This is a genomic window from Faecalibacterium sp. I3-3-89 (genome assembly GCF_023347275.1).
GTDB classification, from domain to species: Bacteria; Bacillota; Clostridia; order Oscillospirales; family Ruminococcaceae; genus Faecalibacterium; species Faecalibacterium butyricigenerans.
This window is the reverse complement of record NZ_CP094468.1, coordinates 2,406,439-2,423,720: the sequence shown is the minus strand read 5'-3', so window position 1 is coordinate 2,423,720 and position 17,282 is coordinate 2,406,439. Positions and strand designations below refer to the sequence as shown.

Here is a 17,282-nt window from a genome sequence, read left to right as displayed (position 1 = left end):
ACAATGGCTAAACTGTCTATGAAGCTCAAGCAGTCTCGTCCTGCTAAGTTCTCTACCCGTGCATACACCCGCTGCCGCATCTGCGGCCGCCCCCACTCCGTGCTGCGCAAGTACGGCGTGTGCCGTGTGTGCTTCCGTGAGCTGGCCTACAAGGGCGAGATCCCGGGCGTGAAGAAGGCTTCTTGGTAATTCATCCAAGGGCTGGATAACAAGTCGGATTCCGCCCCGGGGCAACGATGTTTCGGGGCGGTATCATTATAAAACAAATGAGAGCTAATCTAAGGAGGTTAGTGGCAAATGCAGATTACTGATCCTATCGCGGACCTGCTGACTCGCATCCGCAACGCTAGCACTGCCAAACACCCTTCTGTGGAGATCCCCGCTTCCAACATGAAGAAGGCTATCTGCCAGATTCTGGTTGACGAGGGCTACATCAAGGGCATGCAGGTGAAGAACGACACTGTTCAGGGCACCATCGTTGTCACCCTGAAGTATCAGGCAAACGGCGAGCCTGTTATCGCCGGCCTGCGCCGTGTGTCCAAGCCCGGCCTGCGCATCTACACCAACTGCGAGGATATGCCGAAGGTCATGAAGGGCCTGGGCACCGCAATCATTTCCACCTCTAAGGGCATCATGACCGATAAGGCTGCTCGTGCTGCGCACGTTGGCGGCGAGGTCCTGGCCTTTGTGTGGTAAGAAAGGGGTAAAAGACAATGTCGAGAATTGGAAGAAAACCCATCGTCATTCCTGCCGGCGTTACGGTCACTGTCGATGAGGCAGCACACACCGTCGCCGTCAAGGGCCCCAAGGGCAGCCTGAATTCCAACTATCATCCCCTCATGACCGTCAAGGTCGAGGGCAATGAGGTTTTGGTTACCCGCCCCAATGACGAACCCGAGGCCCGCAGCCTGCACGGCCTGACCCGCAGCAACATCGCCAACATGGTGAACGGTGTTGTCCACGGCTACGAGAAGAAGCTGGAGATCGTGGGCGTCGGCCTGCGCTGCCAGAAGCAGGGCTCCAACCTTGTGATGAACCTGGGCTTCTCTCATCAGGTGAACATCCCCGATACTGAGGATTGCACCATCGTGTGGCAGGACCCCAACCACTTCACTGTTACCGGTATCGATAAGCAGAAGGTCGGCCAGTATGCTGCCGAGATCCGCGCCAAGAAGCCGCCCGAGCCTTACAAGGGCAAGGGCATCCGCTACGAGGGCGAGGTTGTCAAGCACAAAGAAGGCAAGGCCGGCAAGGGCAAGAAATAAGGTAAGGAGTGAAAGACAATGGTTAAGCAGATCGACAAGAACGAAGCTCGTCTTCGTCGTCATCGCCGCGTTCGTAACAAGATCAGCGGCACCGCAGCACGTCCTCGCCTGGATGTTTTCCGCTCCGCCAAGCACATCTACGCTCAGATCATCGACGATGAGCAGGGCGTTACTCTGGTGTCGGCGTCCACTATGGACAAGGACTTCAACGGTTTCGGCGGCAACGTCGAGGCCGCTGCTGAGATCGGCAAGAAGGTCGCAGCAAAGGCTCTGGAAAAGGGCATCACCGAGGTCGTTTTCGACCGTGGCGGTTACGTTTATCATGGCCGTGTTAAGGCCCTGGCTGATGGCGCCCGTGAGGGCGGCCTGAAGCTGTAATGAGAGGAGGAAACACATTATGGCTATGAGAAACCGTGAAGACGACGGCATGATCACCAAGGTTGTCTCCATCAACCGCGTTTCCAAGACTGTCAAGGGCGGCCGCATCATGAAGTTTGCCGCTCTGGTCGTTGTGGGCGACGGCAAGGGCACCATCGGTTACGGCATCGGCAAGTCCGGCGAAGTGCCTGAGGCAATCCGCAAGGGCGAGGCTGCTGCCAAGAAGAACATGCGCAAGGTTGCCCTGAAGGGCACCACCATCCCCCATGAGATCGTCGGTAAGTACGGCGCAGGTGCAGTCCTGCTGAAGCCGGCTGCCGCTGGTACCGGCATGATCGCTGGCGGCCCCGTGCGTGCCGTCATCGAGGCTGCCGGCATCAAGGACATTCGTGCGAAGTCTATGCGTTCCAACAACCCCATCAATGTTGTGTCTGCTACCTTCGCAGGTCTGTGCGGCCTGGTCAGCGCAGAGTCTGTTGCTGAGAAGCGCGGCAAGACCGTGAAAGAAATTCTGGGTTAAGGAGGTAACAAACCATGGCAGATAAGATGCTCAAGATCGAGCTGAAGAAGAGCCTGATCGGCCGCGGCGCGAAGCAGATCGCTACCGCTGAGGCTCTGGGCCTGAAGAAGCCGGGCGACGTTACCGTTCAGCCTGACAATGCCGCTACGCAGGGCAAGATCGCTAAGATCGGCTTCCTGCTCAGCGTCACCGAAGCCTAATCAGGGGGGATACGCATAATGAAACTTCATGAACTGCACGCGATTCCCGGCGCAAACAAGGCTGTGACCCGCAAGGGCCGCGGCATTGGCTCCGGCAATGGCAAGACTGCCGGTTTTGGCAGCAAGGGCCAGAAGGCCCGTTCCGGCGTGAAGCACGCTGGTTTCGAGGGCGGCCAGATGCCTCTGGCACGCCGTCTGCCGAAGGTCGGCTTTAACAACATCTTTGCCACCCAGTACGCCATCGTCAACGTGGCCGATCTGGAGGCAGCTTTCGAGGCCGGCGAAGTCGTCGACACCGAGGCTCTGAAGGCAAAGGGTCTGGTCAAGAAGACCCTGGACGGCGTTAAGGTCCTGGGCAACGGCGAGCTGACCAAGGCTCTGACCGTCAAGGCCGCAGCCTATTCCGCTTCTGCCAAAGAGAAAATCGAGAAGGCAGGCGGAAAGGCTGAGGTGATGTAAGGTGTTCCAGACATTCCGTAACGCATGGAAGATCCCCGAGCTTAAAAATCGTCTCCTGTTCACGCTGGCGATCCTCGTGGTGTATCGTTTGGGCTGTGCTATCCCGGTGCCCTTCGTGACCGGCTCTGCGCTGACGCAGATGTTCTCGAACGGCAATATGCTCGCATATCTTGATATGATGAGCGGCGGCGCACTGTCCCGGTGCACGCTCTTCGCGTTAGGTGTGACACCCTATATCAACGCATCCATCATCGTGCAGCTGCTCACGGTGGCCATCCCCTCGCTGGAAAACATTGCGAAGGAACCGGACGGCCAGCAGAAGCTGCAGCAGATCACCCGGTACGCCGGCGGCATCATCGCTCTGATCATGAGCCTCGGCTACTACTTTGTGGTCCGTAACATGGGCGCACTGAAGTACACTTCCGGCGCGGCTGGTATCTTTACCGCCGTGGTCATCATCGCCACCTTCACCGCAGGTGCTCAGCTGATCACCTGGTGCGGCGAGCAGATCGATGACAAGGGCATCGGCAACGGCCTGTCCCTTCTGATCTTCTCTTCGATCGTTTCCAACTGGTCCTCTCTCTACACCACGGTGGCGGGTCTCCTGACCCGTGCTGCCGCAGGCGAGAGCCAGTTCTACATCTTCCTGCCCCTGCTGCTCGTTCTGGCACTGGTCGTGATCGTGTTCATCGTCATTATGACGAACGCTGAGCGCCGCATCACCATCCAGTACGCCAAGCGCGTGGTGGGCCGCAAGCAGATGGGCGGGCAGAACAGCTACCTGCCGCTGAAGCTGAACATGAGCGGCGTCATGCCCATCATCTTCGCTTCCGCTCTGGTCTCGATCCCGGGCACGATCGGCAGCTTCCTGCAGGTCGACCAGGCTGCGCATCCGTTCTGGTACGCATTCTTCCGTACCTTCAACTATACGTCGCCGCTTTACGTCGTCATCTACCTGCTGCTGATCCTGGCCTTCAACTACTTCTATGTGGCCATCCAGTACAACCCCGTTGAGATCGCCAACAATCTGCGCCGCAACAACGGCTCGATCCCCGGCTTCCGTCCCGGCAAGCCGACCAGCGATTTCATCACCCGCACGCTGAACAAGATCACCCTCATCGGCGCGATCTTCCTCGCTGTGGTGGCTGTACTGCCGATCGTTCTGGGCAACCTGACCGGTATGAGCATCCAGCTGGGCGGTACCAGCCTGCTGATCGTGGTCGGTGTGGCACTCGATACCACCCGCAGCCTCGACAGCTTCATGACGATGCGCAGCCACAAGGGCTTCCTCGGCTGATCTGTAAAGAATAAGCACTGATGTAAGAAAGCACTGGAAAGGAGAGCATGCTCGGACTTTTCAGTGCTTTTTTGCTTTGGTGAGCCGTTAGCGGCTCCAAACCGCGGCGGACTCGAAGAAAAAACCATCCTTTAAATAAGGAGAGGAGAAATTTCTATGAATCTGATTCTGTTGGGCGCTCCCGGCGCAGGCAAAGGTACGCAGGCTGAGATTATCTGCGCAAAACTGAACATCCCCGCCATCAGCACGGGCAACATCCTCCGCGCCGCCGTCAAGGACGGCACTGAGATGGGCCTGAAGGCCAAGAGCTTTATGGATGCCGGCGCACTGGTCCCCGATGAGGTCATCATCGGCATCCTGAAGGAGCGCCTGTCCGAGGCTGACTGCGCCAACGGCTTCATTCTGGACGGTGTGCCCCGCACCATCGCGCAGGCAGAGGCCATCGAGAAGATGGGCATCCGCATCGACAAGGTGCTGGAGCTGTCCGTTGCCGACAATGTCATCGTTGAGCGGATGGGCGGCCGCCGCGTCTGCGAGAAGTGCGGCGCAAGCTACCACATCGTCAACAAGAAGAGCAAGGTCGAGGGCGTGTGCGATTGCTGCGGCGGCAAGCTCGTCATCCGCAAGGACGATCAGCCCGCCACCGTGCTGGATCGACTGAAGGCATACCACGAGCAGACCGAGCCGCTGGTGGACTTCTACCGTCAGCGCGGCAAGCTGGCTGTCATCCCCTTCAGTGACTCCATCGAGGCGACCACGGCAGAGATCATGAAGGCTTTGGAGGCATAAAAAGTGATTCAGATCAAGAATGCGAAAGAGCTGGACGGTATGCGCAGGGCAAATGCTCTGAGCGCAGCTGCCCTGAAATACGGTGGTGAGCATATCGAGGCAGGCATGACCACTTGGGAGCTGGATAAGCTGATCTATGACTTCATCGTGAAGCATGGCGGCATCCCCAACTTCAAGGGTCTGTACGGCTTCCCCGGAACGGCCTGCATCAGTTTGAACGATACCATCATCCATGGTATCCCTTCGCATGACATCGTCATCCGTCCGGGTGACATCGTGAGCATCGACACCGGCGCAAAGGTGGACGGCTTCAACGGCGATAACGCCTGCACCTATGGGGTGGGCAAGATCGACCTCGAGGCCCAGCGCCTGCTGGACGTCACCAAGGCTGCTCTGTACAAGGGCATCGAACAGGCCGTGGCCGGCAACCGCATCGGTGACATCGGCTATGCCGTCCAGAGCTACTGCGAGGACGCAGGCTTCTCCGTGGTCCGCGAGTTCGTGGGCCACGGCACCGGCCGGGAGCTGCACGAGGACCCCGAGGTGCCGAACTACGGCCATCAGGGCCGCGGCCCCCGCCTCGTGCCCGGCATGACCATCGCCATCGAGCCGATGATCTGCCAGTACGACTACAAGATCAAGCAGCTGAGCGACGGCTGGACGGTCAAGACCAAGGACGGCGGTCTGGCGGCTCACTTCGAGCATTCCATTGCCATCCTGAAGGACCACACCGAGATCATGACCAAGAGCTGGGATGATCCCGATTTTGACCCGAGCACCTTCAGCTTCAAGTAAGCACTGAGGCCGAGACCTCCCTGAAAGGGGAGGTCTTTTTTGGTTTTGCAGGACGTCATTTATGCAATTCTGACAACTTTTGGTGAAAAAGATTCATCTTCACGGTGGAAATGGCAATGCAGGGGGCGGAAAAAGACTGTTTTGAAAAAGCAAGAAATTTTTATCGGAAATACGGAAAAAACCACTTGCAAAATGGATGCAAAAGGTGTATAATCTATAAATGGCCGTGGCAGCCAGATGCTTTCTCGGTGGACAGGGATTTTCTGCCCACTTTGCGGATTTTGTGCCGCAGGAGAAGAAGTATGTGGCTTTCATCGCCGCCTGTCCGTCCCAACACGACAAACTGAGCAGATCCAAATGAGGAGGCAATTAGCTTGTCTAAAGAAGACGTCATCGAGATCGAAGGCATCGTGCGTGAAGCCATGCCCAACGCCATCTTCAAGGTGGAAATGTTGAGCGAGGACAAGAACACCGGGAAGCTTGCTCCCAGTGGTCACATCCTCTTAGCGCACATCTCCGGCAAGCTGCGGACCAATTTCATCCGTATCCTGCCCGGGGACAAGGTAACCGTGGAAATGTCGCCCTACGACCTGTCGAAGGGCCGCATCACCTGGCGCTCCAAATAAGCGTCAGGGTATCAACCAAAAGGAGGTTCAACATCATGAAGGTCAAGCCTTCCGTGAAACCCATCTGCGAAAAGTGCAAGGTCATCCGCCGCAAAGGCCGCGTGATGGTCATCTGCCAGAACCCCAAGCATAAGCAGCGCCAGGGCTAATTCGGGCGCCTGGGGGTCAAGTGCGTAGAGTCCCGGCGCAGACCCCGACACCGACATGGGATGATTTTGGAGGAAAACTACTATGGCACGTATTGCCGGCGTTGACCTGCCCCGCGAGAAGCGCGTTCAGGTGGGTCTCACCTACGTTTACGGTATCGGTCAGACCACTGCCAACAAGATCCTGGCAGCTACTGGTATCAACCCCGATACCCGCGTCAAGGACCTGACTCTGGAAGAAGAGGCCAAGATCCGTGACTACATCGATCAGGCTAACATCATCGTCGAGGGCGACCTGCGTCGTAACGTCGCTCTGGACATCAAGCGCCTGGTTGAGATCCAGTCCTTCCGTGGCACCCGCCATCGTAAGAATCTGCCCTGCCGTGGCCAGCGTACCAAGACCAATGCACGTACCTGCAAGGGCCCGAAGCGCACGGTCGCTAACAAGAAGAAGTAAGGAGGTTCTGAGAAATGGCAAGTGCAAATAACGCCAAGAAGGGCGCAAACGTCCGCATGAAGCGGAAAGAGCGTAAGAACATTGCAGCCGGTCAGGCTCATATCCAGTCTACGTTCAACAATACTGTCGTCACCATCACCGACCTGCAGGGCAATGCAGTGTCTTGGTGCTCCTCTGGCTCCCTGAACTTCCGCGGCAGCCGCAAGAGCACTCCGTTTGCAGCTCAGTCTGCAGCCGAGACTGCTGCCAAGGTCGCTATCGAGCATGGCATGAAGACCGTTGAGGTCTACGTCAAGGGCCCCGGCGCTGGCCGTGAGTCCGCTATCCGTGCGCTTCAGGCCACCGGTCTGGAAGTCACCCTCATCAAGGACGTGACTCCCATCCCCCACAACGGCTGCCGTCCCCCGAAGCGCCGTCGTGTCTGATCGAAGGAGGAAACTGAATTATGGCAAAGAATACGCAGCCTATCGCAAAGCGTTGCAAGGCCCTGGGCATTTCTCCTGCGGTCATGGGCTATGCAAAGAAGAATACTACCCGCAACTCCAATGGCAATATGCGCAAGAAGCAGTCTGAGTACGCTACTCAGCTGAAGGAGAAGCAGAAGGTCAAGTTCATCTACGGCGTGCTGGAGAAGCAGTTCCACAACGCCTACCTGAAGGCTGAGGCTATGCCCGGCAAGACCGGCGAGAACCTGCTCCAGCTCATGGAGCGCCGTCTGGACAACGTCGTGTTCCGTCTGGGCTTTGCTCAGACCCGCCGCGACGCTCGTCAGCTGGTCTCTCACGCTCACTTCACCGTCAACGGCAAGAAGGTCAACATCCCCTCTTACCTGATCAAGGCCGGTGATGTCATCGAGGTCCGTGAGTCCAGCCGCAGCTCTGCTAAGTTCGCTAAGCTGACTGGCCCTGAGGCTCCCGTCGTGGCTCTGCCCTCTTGGCTGGACCGTGAGGCCGGCACCCTGAAGGGCGTCGTCAACAAGCTCCCCGAGCGCAGCGACATCGACTACGAAGTTGCAGAGCACCTCATCGTCGAGCTGTACTCCAAGTAATCCATTAAGAAGGCCTGGCCTTTCATGTGGATGGCCGGTTTTCGCATTCTTTTCTTTGAAAGAATTTAATAATGGGCCGATGGCAACATCGGTTTGACAAGGAGGGCATAGATATGATGGAGATTGAACGTCCCAAAATCGAAACGGCAAGCCTGTCTCCCGACGGCCGCTACGGCAAGTTCGTGGCAGAGCCGCTGGAGCGTGGTTTTGGCATCACACTGGGCAACAGCCTGCGTCGTGTGCTTCTTTCCTCTCTGCCCGGTGTCGCCGTGACCAGCGTCAAGATCGACGGCGTGGTTCACGAGTTCTCCACCATTGAGGGCGTCAAGGAAGACGTTACCGAGATTGTCCTGAACCTGAAGGGTATCGCTGCAAAGCTGTACACCGATGGTCCGAAGACAGTGCGTGTTGAAGCGGTCGGCCCCTGTGAGGTCACTGCAGACAACATCAAACAGGGCGATGATATTGAGATCCTGAACCCTGAGTGGCACATTGCAACCCTCGGCGAGGGCGGCAAGCTCGTCATGGAGCTGACCTTCGATAAGGGTCGCGGCTATGTGCCCGCTGAGCGCAACAAACAGGCCATCATCGAGAAGAATGACATCAACACTCTTCCCGTTGATAGCATTTACACCCCCGTGCTCAAGGTGAATTATAATGTCGAGAGCACCCGTGTGGGCCAGGCGATCGATTATGACAAGCTGACCATCGAGGTTTGGACCGATGGCACGATCAATGCGCAGGAGGCCGTTTCTCTGGCAGCCCGCGTGCTGACCGAGCACCTGAACCTGTTCGTCAACCTGTCCGACGAGGCCGCTGGCGCTGAGATCATGGTGGAGAAGACCAACGACGACAAGGAGAAGGCTCTGGAGATGACCATCGAAGAGCTGGATCTGAGCGTCCGTTCCTTCAACTGCCTCAAGCGCGCCGGTATCAACACGGTGGAGGATCTGGTCAGCAAGAGCGAGGACGAAATGATGAAGGTTCGCAACCTCGGCCGCAAGAGCCTCGAGGAAGTCATGGCAAAGCTGGACTCCCTCGGCTTCAAGCTGAACACAGACGATGAGTAAATAATTAAGTTAAGGAGTGAAACGGGATGCCCGGTACCAGAAAGCTCGGTAGAACCAGCGACAGCCGCAACGCTATGATGCGCGCTATGGTTACCTACCTGTTAGAGAATGGCAAGATTGAGACCACTGTCACTCGCGCTAAGGACGTTCGTTCCATGGCCGAGAAGATGATCACCCTGGGTAAGGCCAGCGACCTGCACACCAAGCGTCAGGTCTACGCCTACATCACCAAGGAAGATGTTGCAAAGAAGCTGTTTGACGAGATCAGCCCCAAGTACGCTGACCGCAACGGCGGCTACACCCGCATCATCAAGATCGGCGCTCGCCGCGGCGACGCTGCTGAGATGGCAGTTCTGGAGCTTGTCTAAGCTTCTCTGACTGAATAGGATCAGTATCAAAAAGCCCTTTCCCGTCCGGGAGAGGGCTTTTTTCTGTTTTCGCCGCTTGGCATCGTCCCCCTTGCGTGATATACTGATACTGTTATGGTATGCAGATTTCCACAGGCAGGAGGGGATATGTTGAAAATCAGAGGATGGCTGCGGGCTGCGGCGCTGACGCTGGCGCTCTGCCTGCTGCTGACCGGGTGCAGCTTCCCCATGCAGGAGACGATACAGGTGGAGGAGCTGCTGCGCGCGCCCCGCCTTGCGGGCGATTACGGTGCGCTGCAAGCGGCCCTGAACGACTGGCTGGGGGAGAGCGCCCAGCTGAAATACCCGATGCAGGGCGACCTGCTTTCCCCCTTCGTCCTACAGGATTTTGACGGTGACGGCCAGCAGGATGCGGCGGTGTTCTATACCACGGCCCTTACCTCCAATGTATGCGTCGCCTTTCTGCGCAAGAACAGCGAGGGCAGCTGGCAGGTGAGCCAGACGGTAGAGGGCCTCGCCGACACGGTGGACAATGTCCGGCTGGCGCAGCTTCAGGCGGGCGGCACGGCCCAGCTGGTGGTGGGTTATACGGCTTCGCAGGAGGATCGTTATCTGGCGGTCTATTCCTATGAGAACGGCGAGGTGTCGGCCATCCTCGAGCAGGCCTATGAGCAGTACCTTGTGGAGGACATCACCGGCGGCGGCAACGAAGACCTGATCCTGATGTCCACGCAGGAGGGCAGCGGCGTCCAGATCGAGCTGCTGACCGTGGACAAGGACGGACGTTTCCAGCAGGTGGCCGTGATGGCGCTGTCGGGGGATAAATTCTCGGGCTGCGCCTCGGTGGCGGCAGGACTCGGTGCGGACGGCAGGCACTATCTGGTGCTGGACGGCTGGACGGGCATCTCGGGCAACAATCTGGCCTCGGTGCTGCTGCGGTTCGATGAGGAGAGCCAGCAGATGGTGCCTGCATCTCAGATCAGCAGCGAGGAGCTGTACAACGCCTCCCTGCGCAACGTACCCAACCTCGTGAGCCGGGATCTGGACGGCGACGGCACGGTGGAGATCCCCACCCAGCCCGACGAGGCAGGCCTGCTGAACATGAGCCAGAGCCGACGGATGGACTTCATCGTCTGGATGGATTACACTGCCGCCGCGCCGGAGAAGAGCTTCGGCCTTCTGGACGAGGAGACGGGCTGTTATATCGCCCTGCCCATCGAGTGGGAGGGCAACCTGATGCTGACCGACAGCGCGGAGGTGGAAGGTGCCGTGGAGCTGCGGACAGTGGACGAGAATAAGCTGGTGCTGACCATCCGGATGGCCTCTTCCAGCGAGAGCGCGGTGGGCTGGGTCCGCCTCGGCGTGGTGGCGTCCCGCCAGATGCAGGCAAAGCTCGGCCCGGATGTGACCATCGAGGACCCGGATTACCGGCTCTCCCGGTCGCTGTATCGGCTGAATTAGCCCTCTCAGGCCGGGCAGTTCTAAGCTGACGGAGTAAAAATGATTTTTCGTAAAATGCCGGGCCTTGCGCACAGGGCAAGCAGGCGAGAAACGGAGGAACGATAAATGGTCAAGGTTCTGGTAGTAGAGGATGAAGCCAGCATCCGGGAGATGATCGCGCTGAACCTGCGTCTGGCCGGGATGGAGGCTGTGGAGGCGGACAGCGCCGAAGCGGCTCTGCCGCTGTTGGAGCAGCGCCCGGGCTGCGATGCGGCCATTCTGGACGTGATGCTGCCGGGCATGAACGGCTTCTCGCTCTGCGAGACCATCCGCCGCACCGACCAGAAGATCGGCATCATCATCCTGAGCGCCAAGGGGCAGGAGCAGGACAAGATCCGCGGCCTGTCCATCGGCGCCGACGACTATATGACCAAGCCCTTCAGCGTCAGCGAGCTGCTGGCCCGGGTGGAGGCCCTCTGCCGCCGCGTAGGCCGTTCGGCCAGCACGGCGGCGGGGGAGCAGGCTCCGGTCTCGCTGGTAAGCGGCAGCTTTGTGCTGGACGAGAACCGCCGCGTCCTGCTCAAGGCGGGCAAGCCCATCGAGCTGACGCAGGTGGAGTTCCAGATCATGGAGCTGTTCTTCCGCAACCCCGGCGTTGCGCTGGTGCGGGAGCGCATCCTGAAAGGGGTCTGGGGCGAGAACTACTTCGGTGATGTCAAGATCGTGGACGTGAACATCCGCCGCCTGCGGATGAAGGTGGAGGATGAACCCAGCCACCCGGCCCATATCCTCACGGTGTGGGGATATGGGTATCGGTGGGAGGAGTAAGGACGGAAAGGGAGAAAAGGCCATGCGAAGCGGCATTACCCGGAGATGGCTGCAGGGCAGTCTGCTCATTACGGTGCTGCTGGTGCTGCTGGTGGAGGTCATGTTCCTCTACAGCACCACCCGCAGCTACTACAACGGCGTCCAGCAGACCATGTACCGCCGCTTTTCGTCCATCACCGGCCAGCTCAAGATGTACACCGGCGAGACGAGCCAGAAGACCGCCGCCAGCCGCAGCGTGGCGCTGCGCCGGATGGTGGAGCAGTTCTCCGACAAGGACAAATACGAGTTCATGCTGCTGGACAGCTACGGCGGCGTGATCGCCTCGTCCAGCGGCACCGACGCGGAGGGCATCGTGACCAGCACCGACTTTGAACAGGCGCAGGAGGCCATGGACGGGCAGGGCGTCGCCATCTACCGCACCCAGAGCGGCGAGATGGTCATGGCGGCCTGCTGCCTCGTGCCCTATGCCGCCGAGGATGTGGCCGCGATGCGCCTCGTCACCAGCCTGACGCTGGTGGGGCAGCAGCTCAAGCGGACGGCGGTGGTGGCCCTCATCATGGGCACGGCGGTGCTGGCCTTTACCATCATGTCGGGCCTCTATTTTGTGCGGAGCATCGTGGTGCCGCTGGGGCAGGTGGAGCGCACTGCCGCCAGCATCGCCCGGGGCGAGCTGGACGTCCGTCTGCCCGTCACCGGCGACGAGCGGGACGAGGTAGACCGTCTGCGGGGCACCATCAACCGGATGGCTGAGGGTCTCGAGGAGACAGAAAAGATGAAGAACGAGTTCATCAGCTCTGTCTCCCACGAGCTGCGCACCCCGCTCACCTCCATCCGGGGCTGGGTGGAGACCCTGCGCACGCTGGACGACCCCTCGGACGAGAACTACCGCAAGGGCCTCGAGATCATCAACAACGAGACGGCCCGCCTCTACAACATGGTGGAAGAGCTGCTGGATTTCAGCCGCTTGCAGAACGGACGCCTCAAGATGACCTGCCGCCCCCTCGACCTCGTGGCGGAGCTGACCGACGCGGTGCTCTTCTGCGAGGCCCGCATCCAGCGGGAGGGGCTTGTGCTGGTGTACAATGAGCCGGAGGAGATGATCCCGGTCTACGCCGACCCCGACCGACTGCGGCAGGTGTTCATCAACATCATGGACAATGCCATCAAATATTCTGCCCCCGGCGGACGGATCACCGTCAAGCTCTGGGCCGGGGAGTACAAGGCCTTCGTGGAGATCCTCGATCAGGGCCGGGGCATCCCGCCGGAAGATCTGGAAAACGTCAAGACCAAGTTCTACAAGGGCAGCAACTCGGTGCGGGGCAGCGGCATCGGTCTGGCACTGGTGGACTCCATCATGACCGCCCTCGACGGCACGATGGACATCAAGAGCACGCTGGGCCGGGGCACTGTGGTGACGCTGGGCCTGCCGCTCTACAAAAAGTAAGATTTTGTCACATTTATGTGGTAAGATAGAGGCTAAAAAACGGACAGGAGAAATCCATTTTATGAATCACGAACCCAAGAAGGAATGCTTTAAGACCAGCGTAGGCGGTCAGGCCCTGATGGAGGGCATCATGATGCGCGGCCCGAAGCAGATCTGCTGCGCCGTGCGCAAGCCGGACGGCACCATTGAGACCAAGATCGAGGATACCCCCAAACACGGCATCTGGGCAAAGATCCCCATCGTGCGGGGGGCCATCTCGATGATCGAGAGCCTCATTACCGGCTACCGATACATGATGTACTCCGCACAGGTGAGCATGGGCGACGAGTACGACGCCGAAGAGGAAGAGTCCGCCTTCGAAAAATGGGTGGGCGAGCATCTGGGCAAAAAGGCCGAAGACATCCTGATGGCCGGTGCGGCCCTTGTGGGCGGTCTGTTCGCCATCCTGCTCTTCACCGTTCTGCCCACGGTGCTGGTGGGCGGTCTCGGCAAGGTGGTCGTCCTGACCCGCTGGCCGAAGGTCATCCTCGAAGCGTTGCTCAAGGTCGCCATCTTTCTGACCTACATGGTGGCCATCTCCAAGATGAAGGAGATCCACCGCGTCTTCGAATACCACGGTGCCGAGCACAAGACCATCGCCTGCTACGAGGCCGGCGACGAGCTGACCGTGGAGAATGTCCGCAAGTATACCCGCTTCCACCCCCGCTGCGGAACCAGCTTCCTCATTCTGGTGGTCATCGTCAGCGTCTTTCTCTACAGTGTCCTGCCGTGGAGCAGCACCAGCCTCCGTGTGGTCTTCAAGCTGCTGCTTCTGCCCGTGGTCATGGGCATCAGCTACGAGCTGCTGAAATGGTGCGGCCGCTCGGATAACCTTGCGACCCGCATCATCCGCCAGCCCGGTCTCTGGGTGCAGCGGCTGACCGTCTTTGAACCCGACGACAGCATGATCGAGGTGGCCATTGCAGCCGTGACGCCCGTTTTGCCCGAAAAGCCGGAGGACGGAACATGGTGAGCGAAGGGATGCTGCCCCGGGCCGCCGTCCGGGAAGTGGAAGAGCGTTTGACGGCGGCAGGCTGTCCCGATGCGGACTTCGACGCCCGGGAGCTGTTCCGGCTGGCCACAGGCCGCGATGCCCGGCTCACAGACCGCCCGCTGGACGCCGACGAAGCGGCCAGACTGGAGGCGCTGACCCTCCGCCGCGCAGCCCGGGAGCCTTTGCAGTACCTCTGCGGCAGCTGGCCCTTCCTCGACTTTGAGCTGGCCGTGGGGCCGGGGGTGCTCTGCCCCCGCGCCGACACCGAGGTGGTGGCCGAAGCTGCTGCCGGGATGCTGGCAGGTGTGGAAACGCCGCGTGTGCTGGACCTTTGCGCCGGAACAGGCTGTCTTGGCCTCGGCGTCAAGCGGCTCTGCCCGGCGGCGGTCGTTACCTGCGTGGAAAAAAGCCCGGAGGCCTATGCCTACCTCGAAAAGAACACCCGTCTGGCCCTGAAGGGGCAGGGCGGCAGCACCGAAAATGTGCTGGATGCTTCGCCCTTTGAGGCCCCGGTCTTTGACTGGGGCTTCCGGACTGCCCGCGCTGCGGAGCCGGTGGAAGGCGACCTCTTCACCTACTGGCAGACCCTGCCCGACGGGCAGCTGGACCTCATCGTCTCCAATCCGCCCTACCTGACGGCGCAGGAGATGCGGGAGCTGCAGCCTGAGGTGGCGAAAGAGCCTGCCATGGCGCTGGAGGCCGGGGACGACGGACTCGTATTTTACAGGGCCATTGCGGAACACTACCAGAAGGCCCTCCGCCCCGGCGGTGCGCTGGCGCTGGAGATCGGCTGGCAGCAGAGGGAGGCTGTGGAGGCCCTGCTGGAAGCAAACGGCTGGGTGGACATCACCTGCCGGAAGGATTTTGGCGGAAACGACCGCTGCGTAATGGCCCGCAGAGCAAAATAAGCGTGAGAAAATAAAAAATATCTACAACTATCTGTTGTCATATCTGAAATCTGTGATATACTATAGAGGAAAGAATCGGTACAGCACAGCCTGCACCCTGCAGGTAAAGCGATAAAGGAGCAGCACGCTATGGCAAAAAATCAGAACAACAATGTCGCCCCCGCCACCCAGAAGACGGAGCCGGGCGCAAAGAAGGATGCGCTGGCAACGGCGCTGGCCCAGATCGAAAAGCAGTTTGGTAAGGGCGCGATCATGAAGCTGGGCGACAACACCGCCATGCAGGTGGACGCCATCTCTACCGGCAGCCTCGGCCTCGACCTCGCGCTGGGCGTGGGCGGTGTGCCCCGCGGTCGTATCATCGAAGTGTTCGGACCGGAATCCAGCGGTAAGACCACACTGGCCCTCCACATCCTCGCCGAGGCCCAGAAGAAGGGCGGCGAGGTGGCCTTCATCGACGTCGAGCACGCCCTTGACCCGGCCTATGCCTCAGCGCTGGGCGTCAACATCGACGAGCTGCTGGTCAGCCAGCCCGACACCGGCGAGCAGGCGATGGAGATCTGCGAGGCGCTGGTGCGTTCCGGTGCCATCGACGCCATCGTTGTGGACTCTGTGGCCGCTATGGTGCCCCGCGCCGAGATCGAGGGCGAGATGGGCGACAGCCATGTCGGCCTGCAGGCACGTCTGATGAGTCAGGCCATGCGCAAGCTCACCAGCGTCATCGGCAAGACCAACACCGTCTGCGTCTTCATCAACCAGCTGCGTGAGAAGGTGGGCATCGTCTACGGCAACCCCGAAGTCACTACCGGCGGCCGCGCACTGAAGTATTATTCCTCTGTCCGCATCGACATCCGCCGCGTCGAGGGCCTGAAGGACTCTTCCGGCCAGTTTATCGGCAACCATACCCGCGCCAAGATCGTCAAGAACAAGGTGGCGCCTCCGTTCCGTGAGGCCGAGTTCGACATCATGTTCGGCGAGGGCATCTCCAAAATGAGCGAGCTGTTGGATGTGGGCGTCAAGCTGGGCATCGTCCAGAAGAGCGGCGCGTGGTTCAACTACGGCGACATCCGTCTGGGTCAGGGCCGCGACAACGCCAAGCAGTTCCTCAAGGACAACCCCGAGATCGCCAACGACATCGAGGGCCAGATCCGCGCCAACGCGGATAAGCTCTACGCCACCCGCCGTCCGGTGGGCAAGGCTGCCGCTGCGGTGGACAAGGAGGAGGGCGGCGAGACCGCTTCCGCCTCCAAGGAGCCGGTCGTCAAGGCACCGGCCCGCAGCAGCGAGAGCGAGCTGGACATCATGGTGGAAGACTAAATGGCTTTTTCGAGAAGGGGCCGTCCGCTGGCCGAGGAGGAAAAATCCACCGACGCCGCCAAGGCCCGCGCCCGTGCGATGGAGCTTCTGGCCGGGCAGGAGCTTTCGTCCGGCCAGCTCTATGAGCGGCTGGGGCGGCGCTTCACCCAGCCCACCGCCGCCGCTGTGGTGGCCGAGATGGTGGAGCGGCAGTATGTGGACGACGAGCGCTATGCCCTGACCCGCGCCCACGGCCTGCTGGCCGCCCGCAAGAGCCGCCGCGCCGCCGCACAGAACCTGCGGCAGAAGGGGCTGGACGCGCAGCAGATCTCTGCTGCGCTGGAAGAGGTCTATGCCCCGGATGAAGCGGGCGAAGACCCGGAGCTGGAAGCTGCCGCCGCCCTCGTGGAGGGGCGGTATCGCGGCAAGCTGGCCGCAGGGCGGAAAGACCTTGTTGTGGCTGCGCTGGCCCGGCGGGGGTTTGCGTATCCGGTCATCAAAGAGGCGATAAAGAGAGCAGAGGGGGACGATTAGTTCTTTTTAAGCAGGCGTGCGCGCCTGTGCGCGGGTCAAATCGCTCTTTCATTAAGGCTAATGTTCTCTTTTGCGTGCCAAAAGAGAACCAGAAAAGCACCAGCGATTTCGACGCGCTGGATCCACGAGAAAGGGGCTGCTCGCCCCTTTCAGACCCCAAAGGAGTTGTCGAAGCACAAAAATGCTAGCCGCTTCGCTAAACGCATTTTTTGTACTTCTCCGGTTTACGGCTCCGCCGATGGTGTTACGCTTTCGCAGGACTTCACGTTCTGCAAGGGCGTAAAGTCTGCTGCGAAGCAGCAAATGGGAGAAACGAGAAAAAAGCGTTAAGCGCAGCGGCTAGCTTTTTTCCGTTTCGACTTCCACATTGGAATTGTTAAGGGC

At 59.8% G+C, this 17,282-nt stretch carries 24 protein-coding genes; all 24 read left to right on the top strand.

Features of this window, described 5'->3' with window-relative positions; genetic code table 11:
• Nucleotides 1-3 precede the first annotated feature (3 nt).
• The 24 genes from MTP38_RS11765 (at nt 4) to MTP38_RS11650 (ending at nt 16,898) form a co-directional block, all read left to right on the top strand.
• Complete coding sequence (locus MTP38_RS11765) at nt 4-189, top strand: type Z 30S ribosomal protein S14 (RefSeq protein ID WP_005921866.1); 186 nt, start codon at nt 4-6, stop codon at nt 187-189.
• 108 nt (nt 190-297) lie between these two features.
• Entirely contained in the window at nt 298-696 is a 399-nt protein-coding gene (gene rpsH, locus MTP38_RS11760) for a 30S ribosomal protein S8 (RefSeq protein WP_005934908.1), read from the top strand.
• 17 nt (nt 697-713) lie between these two features.
• Nucleotides 714-1,265: a 50S ribosomal protein L6 gene (gene rplF, locus MTP38_RS11755; RefSeq protein WP_227621516.1), complete on the top strand. Its 552-nt coding sequence runs from the start codon at nt 714-716 to the stop codon at nt 1,263-1,265.
• Between the two features lie 18 nt (nt 1,266-1,283).
• The gene (gene rplR / locus MTP38_RS11750; RefSeq protein WP_005934906.1) at nt 1,284-1,643 is read left to right on the top strand and encodes a 50S ribosomal protein L18; all 360 of its coding nucleotides are present in this window, start codon (nt 1,284-1,286) and stop codon (nt 1,641-1,643) included.
• Nucleotides 1,644-1,662: 19 nt separating this feature from the next.
• Complete coding sequence (gene rpsE, locus MTP38_RS11745; RefSeq protein WP_227621515.1) at nt 1,663-2,163, top strand: 30S ribosomal protein S5; 501 nt, start codon at nt 1,663-1,665, stop codon at nt 2,161-2,163.
• Between the two features lie 14 nt (nt 2,164-2,177).
• Nucleotides 2,178-2,363 carry a 50S ribosomal protein L30 gene (rpmD, locus tag MTP38_RS11740; protein WP_005921851.1) on the top strand — a complete coding sequence of 62 codons (186 nt, stop codon included), beginning with the start codon at nt 2,178-2,180 and terminating at the stop codon, nt 2,361-2,363.
• Nucleotides 2,364-2,381: 18 nt separating this feature from the next.
• Nucleotides 2,382-2,822 carry a 50S ribosomal protein L15 gene (gene rplO, locus MTP38_RS11735; RefSeq protein WP_015564645.1) on the top strand — a complete coding sequence of 147 codons (441 nt, stop codon included), beginning with the start codon at nt 2,382-2,384 and terminating at the stop codon, nt 2,820-2,822.
• A 1-nt stretch (nt 2,823) separates the two neighbouring features.
• The gene (gene secY, locus MTP38_RS11730) at nt 2,824-4,119 is read left to right on the top strand and encodes a preprotein translocase subunit SecY (protein WP_227621514.1); all 1,296 of its coding nucleotides are present in this window, start codon (nt 2,824-2,826) and stop codon (nt 4,117-4,119) included.
• Nucleotides 4,120-4,275: 156 nt separating this feature from the next.
• Nucleotides 4,276-4,908, top strand: coding sequence for an adenylate kinase (locus MTP38_RS11725; protein ID WP_227621513.1), 633 nt, complete (start codon nt 4,276-4,278; stop codon nt 4,906-4,908).
• 3 nt (nt 4,909-4,911) lie between these two features.
• The gene (map, locus tag MTP38_RS11720; protein WP_249233661.1) at nt 4,912-5,703 is read left to right on the top strand and encodes a type I methionyl aminopeptidase; all 792 of its coding nucleotides are present in this window, start codon (nt 4,912-4,914) and stop codon (nt 5,701-5,703) included.
• Between the two features lie 374 nt (nt 5,704-6,077).
• Complete coding sequence (infA, locus tag MTP38_RS11715) at nt 6,078-6,329, top strand: translation initiation factor IF-1 (protein ID WP_227621510.1); 252 nt, start codon at nt 6,078-6,080, stop codon at nt 6,327-6,329.
• Nucleotides 6,330-6,364: 35 nt separating this feature from the next.
• Nucleotides 6,365-6,478, top strand: a complete 114-nt coding sequence (rpmJ, locus tag MTP38_RS11710; RefSeq protein WP_005921832.1) for a 50S ribosomal protein L36 — start codon at nt 6,365-6,367, stop codon at nt 6,476-6,478.
• Nucleotides 6,479-6,560: 82 nt separating this feature from the next.
• Nucleotides 6,561-6,932, top strand: coding sequence for a 30S ribosomal protein S13 (gene rpsM / locus MTP38_RS11705; protein ID WP_015564647.1), 372 nt, complete (start codon nt 6,561-6,563; stop codon nt 6,930-6,932).
• Nucleotides 6,933-6,946: 14 nt separating this feature from the next.
• Nucleotides 6,947-7,357 (top strand): 30S ribosomal protein S11, encoded by a 411-nt coding sequence (rpsK, locus tag MTP38_RS11700; RefSeq protein ID WP_005934894.1) that lies wholly within the window; start codon nt 6,947-6,949, stop codon nt 7,355-7,357.
• Between the two features lie 20 nt (nt 7,358-7,377).
• Nucleotides 7,378-7,980, top strand: coding sequence for a 30S ribosomal protein S4 (gene rpsD, locus MTP38_RS11695; RefSeq protein ID WP_015564648.1), 603 nt, complete (start codon nt 7,378-7,380; stop codon nt 7,978-7,980).
• A 113-nt stretch (nt 7,981-8,093) separates the two neighbouring features.
• Complete coding sequence (locus MTP38_RS11690; protein ID WP_015564649.1) at nt 8,094-9,050, top strand: DNA-directed RNA polymerase subunit alpha; 957 nt, start codon at nt 8,094-8,096, stop codon at nt 9,048-9,050.
• A gap of 26 nt (nt 9,051-9,076) precedes the next feature.
• Nucleotides 9,077-9,418 (top strand): 50S ribosomal protein L17, encoded by a 342-nt coding sequence (gene rplQ / locus MTP38_RS11685; RefSeq protein ID WP_005934891.1) that lies wholly within the window; start codon nt 9,077-9,079, stop codon nt 9,416-9,418.
• Nucleotides 9,419-9,565: 147 nt separating this feature from the next.
• Nucleotides 9,566-10,879 carry a hypothetical protein gene (locus MTP38_RS11680; protein WP_249233660.1) on the top strand — a complete coding sequence of 438 codons (1,314 nt, stop codon included), beginning with the start codon at nt 9,566-9,568 and terminating at the stop codon, nt 10,877-10,879.
• Nucleotides 10,880-10,984: 105 nt separating this feature from the next.
• On the top strand, nt 10,985-11,686 hold the full coding sequence (locus tag MTP38_RS11675; RefSeq protein ID WP_227621508.1) for a response regulator transcription factor: 702 nt from the start codon (nt 10,985-10,987) through the stop codon (nt 11,684-11,686).
• 22 nt (nt 11,687-11,708) lie between these two features.
• Entirely contained in the window at nt 11,709-13,130 is a 1,422-nt protein-coding gene (locus MTP38_RS11670) for a sensor histidine kinase (protein ID WP_227621507.1), read from the top strand.
• Nucleotides 13,131-13,191: 61 nt separating this feature from the next.
• Entirely contained in the window at nt 13,192-14,142 is a 951-nt protein-coding gene (locus MTP38_RS11665; protein ID WP_249233659.1) for a DUF1385 domain-containing protein, read from the top strand.
• Nucleotides 14,136-15,071 carry a N5-glutamine methyltransferase family protein gene (locus MTP38_RS11660; RefSeq protein ID WP_249233658.1) on the top strand — a complete coding sequence of 312 codons (936 nt, stop codon included), beginning with the start codon at nt 14,136-14,138 and terminating at the stop codon, nt 15,069-15,071. The genes MTP38_RS11665 and MTP38_RS11660 overlap by 7 nt, the downstream gene beginning before the upstream one ends.
• A gap of 129 nt (nt 15,072-15,200) precedes the next feature.
• Nucleotides 15,201-16,385 (top strand): recombinase RecA, encoded by a 1,185-nt coding sequence (recA, locus tag MTP38_RS11655; RefSeq protein ID WP_249233657.1) that lies wholly within the window; start codon nt 15,201-15,203, stop codon nt 16,383-16,385.
• On the top strand, nt 16,386-16,898 hold the full coding sequence (locus MTP38_RS11650; RefSeq protein WP_249233656.1) for a regulatory protein RecX: 513 nt from the start codon (nt 16,386-16,388) through the stop codon (nt 16,896-16,898). It abuts the gene before it with no gap.
• Nucleotides 16,899-17,282: the final 384 nt, after the last annotated feature.

Bases quoted from the DNA above. Each gene is read 5' to 3' on its own strand.
- MTP38_RS11765 (WP_005921866.1), top strand. From the start codon at position 4: ATGGCTAAACTGTCTATGAAGCTCAAGCAGTCTCGTCCTGCTAAGTTC.
- rpsH (WP_005934908.1), top strand. From the start codon at position 298: ATGCAGATTACTGATCCTATCGCGGACCTGCTGACTCGCATCCGCAAC.
- rplF (WP_227621516.1), top strand. From the start codon at position 714: ATGTCGAGAATTGGAAGAAAACCCATCGTCATTCCTGCCGGCGTTACG.
- rplR (WP_005934906.1), top strand. From the start codon at position 1,284: ATGGTTAAGCAGATCGACAAGAACGAAGCTCGTCTTCGTCGTCATCGC.
- rpsE (WP_227621515.1), top strand. From the start codon at position 1,663: ATGGCTATGAGAAACCGTGAAGACGACGGCATGATCACCAAGGTTGTC.
- rpmD (WP_005921851.1), top strand. From the start codon at position 2,178: ATGGCAGATAAGATGCTCAAGATCGAGCTGAAGAAGAGCCTGATCGGC.
- rplO (WP_015564645.1), top strand. From the start codon at position 2,382: ATGAAACTTCATGAACTGCACGCGATTCCCGGCGCAAACAAGGCTGTG.
- MTP38_RS11725 (WP_227621513.1), top strand. From the start codon at position 4,276: ATGAATCTGATTCTGTTGGGCGCTCCCGGCGCAGGCAAAGGTACGCAG.
- rpmJ (WP_005921832.1), top strand. From the start codon at position 6,365: ATGAAGGTCAAGCCTTCCGTGAAACCCATCTGCGAAAAGTGCAAGGTC.
- rpsM (WP_015564647.1), top strand. From the start codon at position 6,561: ATGGCACGTATTGCCGGCGTTGACCTGCCCCGCGAGAAGCGCGTTCAG.
- rpsK (WP_005934894.1), top strand. From the start codon at position 6,947: ATGGCAAGTGCAAATAACGCCAAGAAGGGCGCAAACGTCCGCATGAAG.
- rpsD (WP_015564648.1), top strand. From the start codon at position 7,378: ATGGCAAAGAATACGCAGCCTATCGCAAAGCGTTGCAAGGCCCTGGGC.
- MTP38_RS11690 (WP_015564649.1), top strand. From the start codon at position 8,094: ATGATGGAGATTGAACGTCCCAAAATCGAAACGGCAAGCCTGTCTCCC.
- rplQ (WP_005934891.1), top strand. From the start codon at position 9,077: ATGCCCGGTACCAGAAAGCTCGGTAGAACCAGCGACAGCCGCAACGCT.
- MTP38_RS11680 (WP_249233660.1), top strand. From the start codon at position 9,566: ATGTTGAAAATCAGAGGATGGCTGCGGGCTGCGGCGCTGACGCTGGCG.
- MTP38_RS11675 (WP_227621508.1), top strand. From the start codon at position 10,985: ATGGTCAAGGTTCTGGTAGTAGAGGATGAAGCCAGCATCCGGGAGATG.
- MTP38_RS11670 (WP_227621507.1), top strand. From the start codon at position 11,709: ATGCGAAGCGGCATTACCCGGAGATGGCTGCAGGGCAGTCTGCTCATT.
- MTP38_RS11665 (WP_249233659.1), top strand. From the start codon at position 13,192: ATGAATCACGAACCCAAGAAGGAATGCTTTAAGACCAGCGTAGGCGGT.
- MTP38_RS11660 (WP_249233658.1), top strand. From the start codon at position 14,136: ATGGTGAGCGAAGGGATGCTGCCCCGGGCCGCCGTCCGGGAAGTGGAA.
- recA (WP_249233657.1), top strand. From the start codon at position 15,201: ATGGCAAAAAATCAGAACAACAATGTCGCCCCCGCCACCCAGAAGACG.
- MTP38_RS11650 (WP_249233656.1), top strand. From the start codon at position 16,386: ATGGCTTTTTCGAGAAGGGGCCGTCCGCTGGCCGAGGAGGAAAAATCC.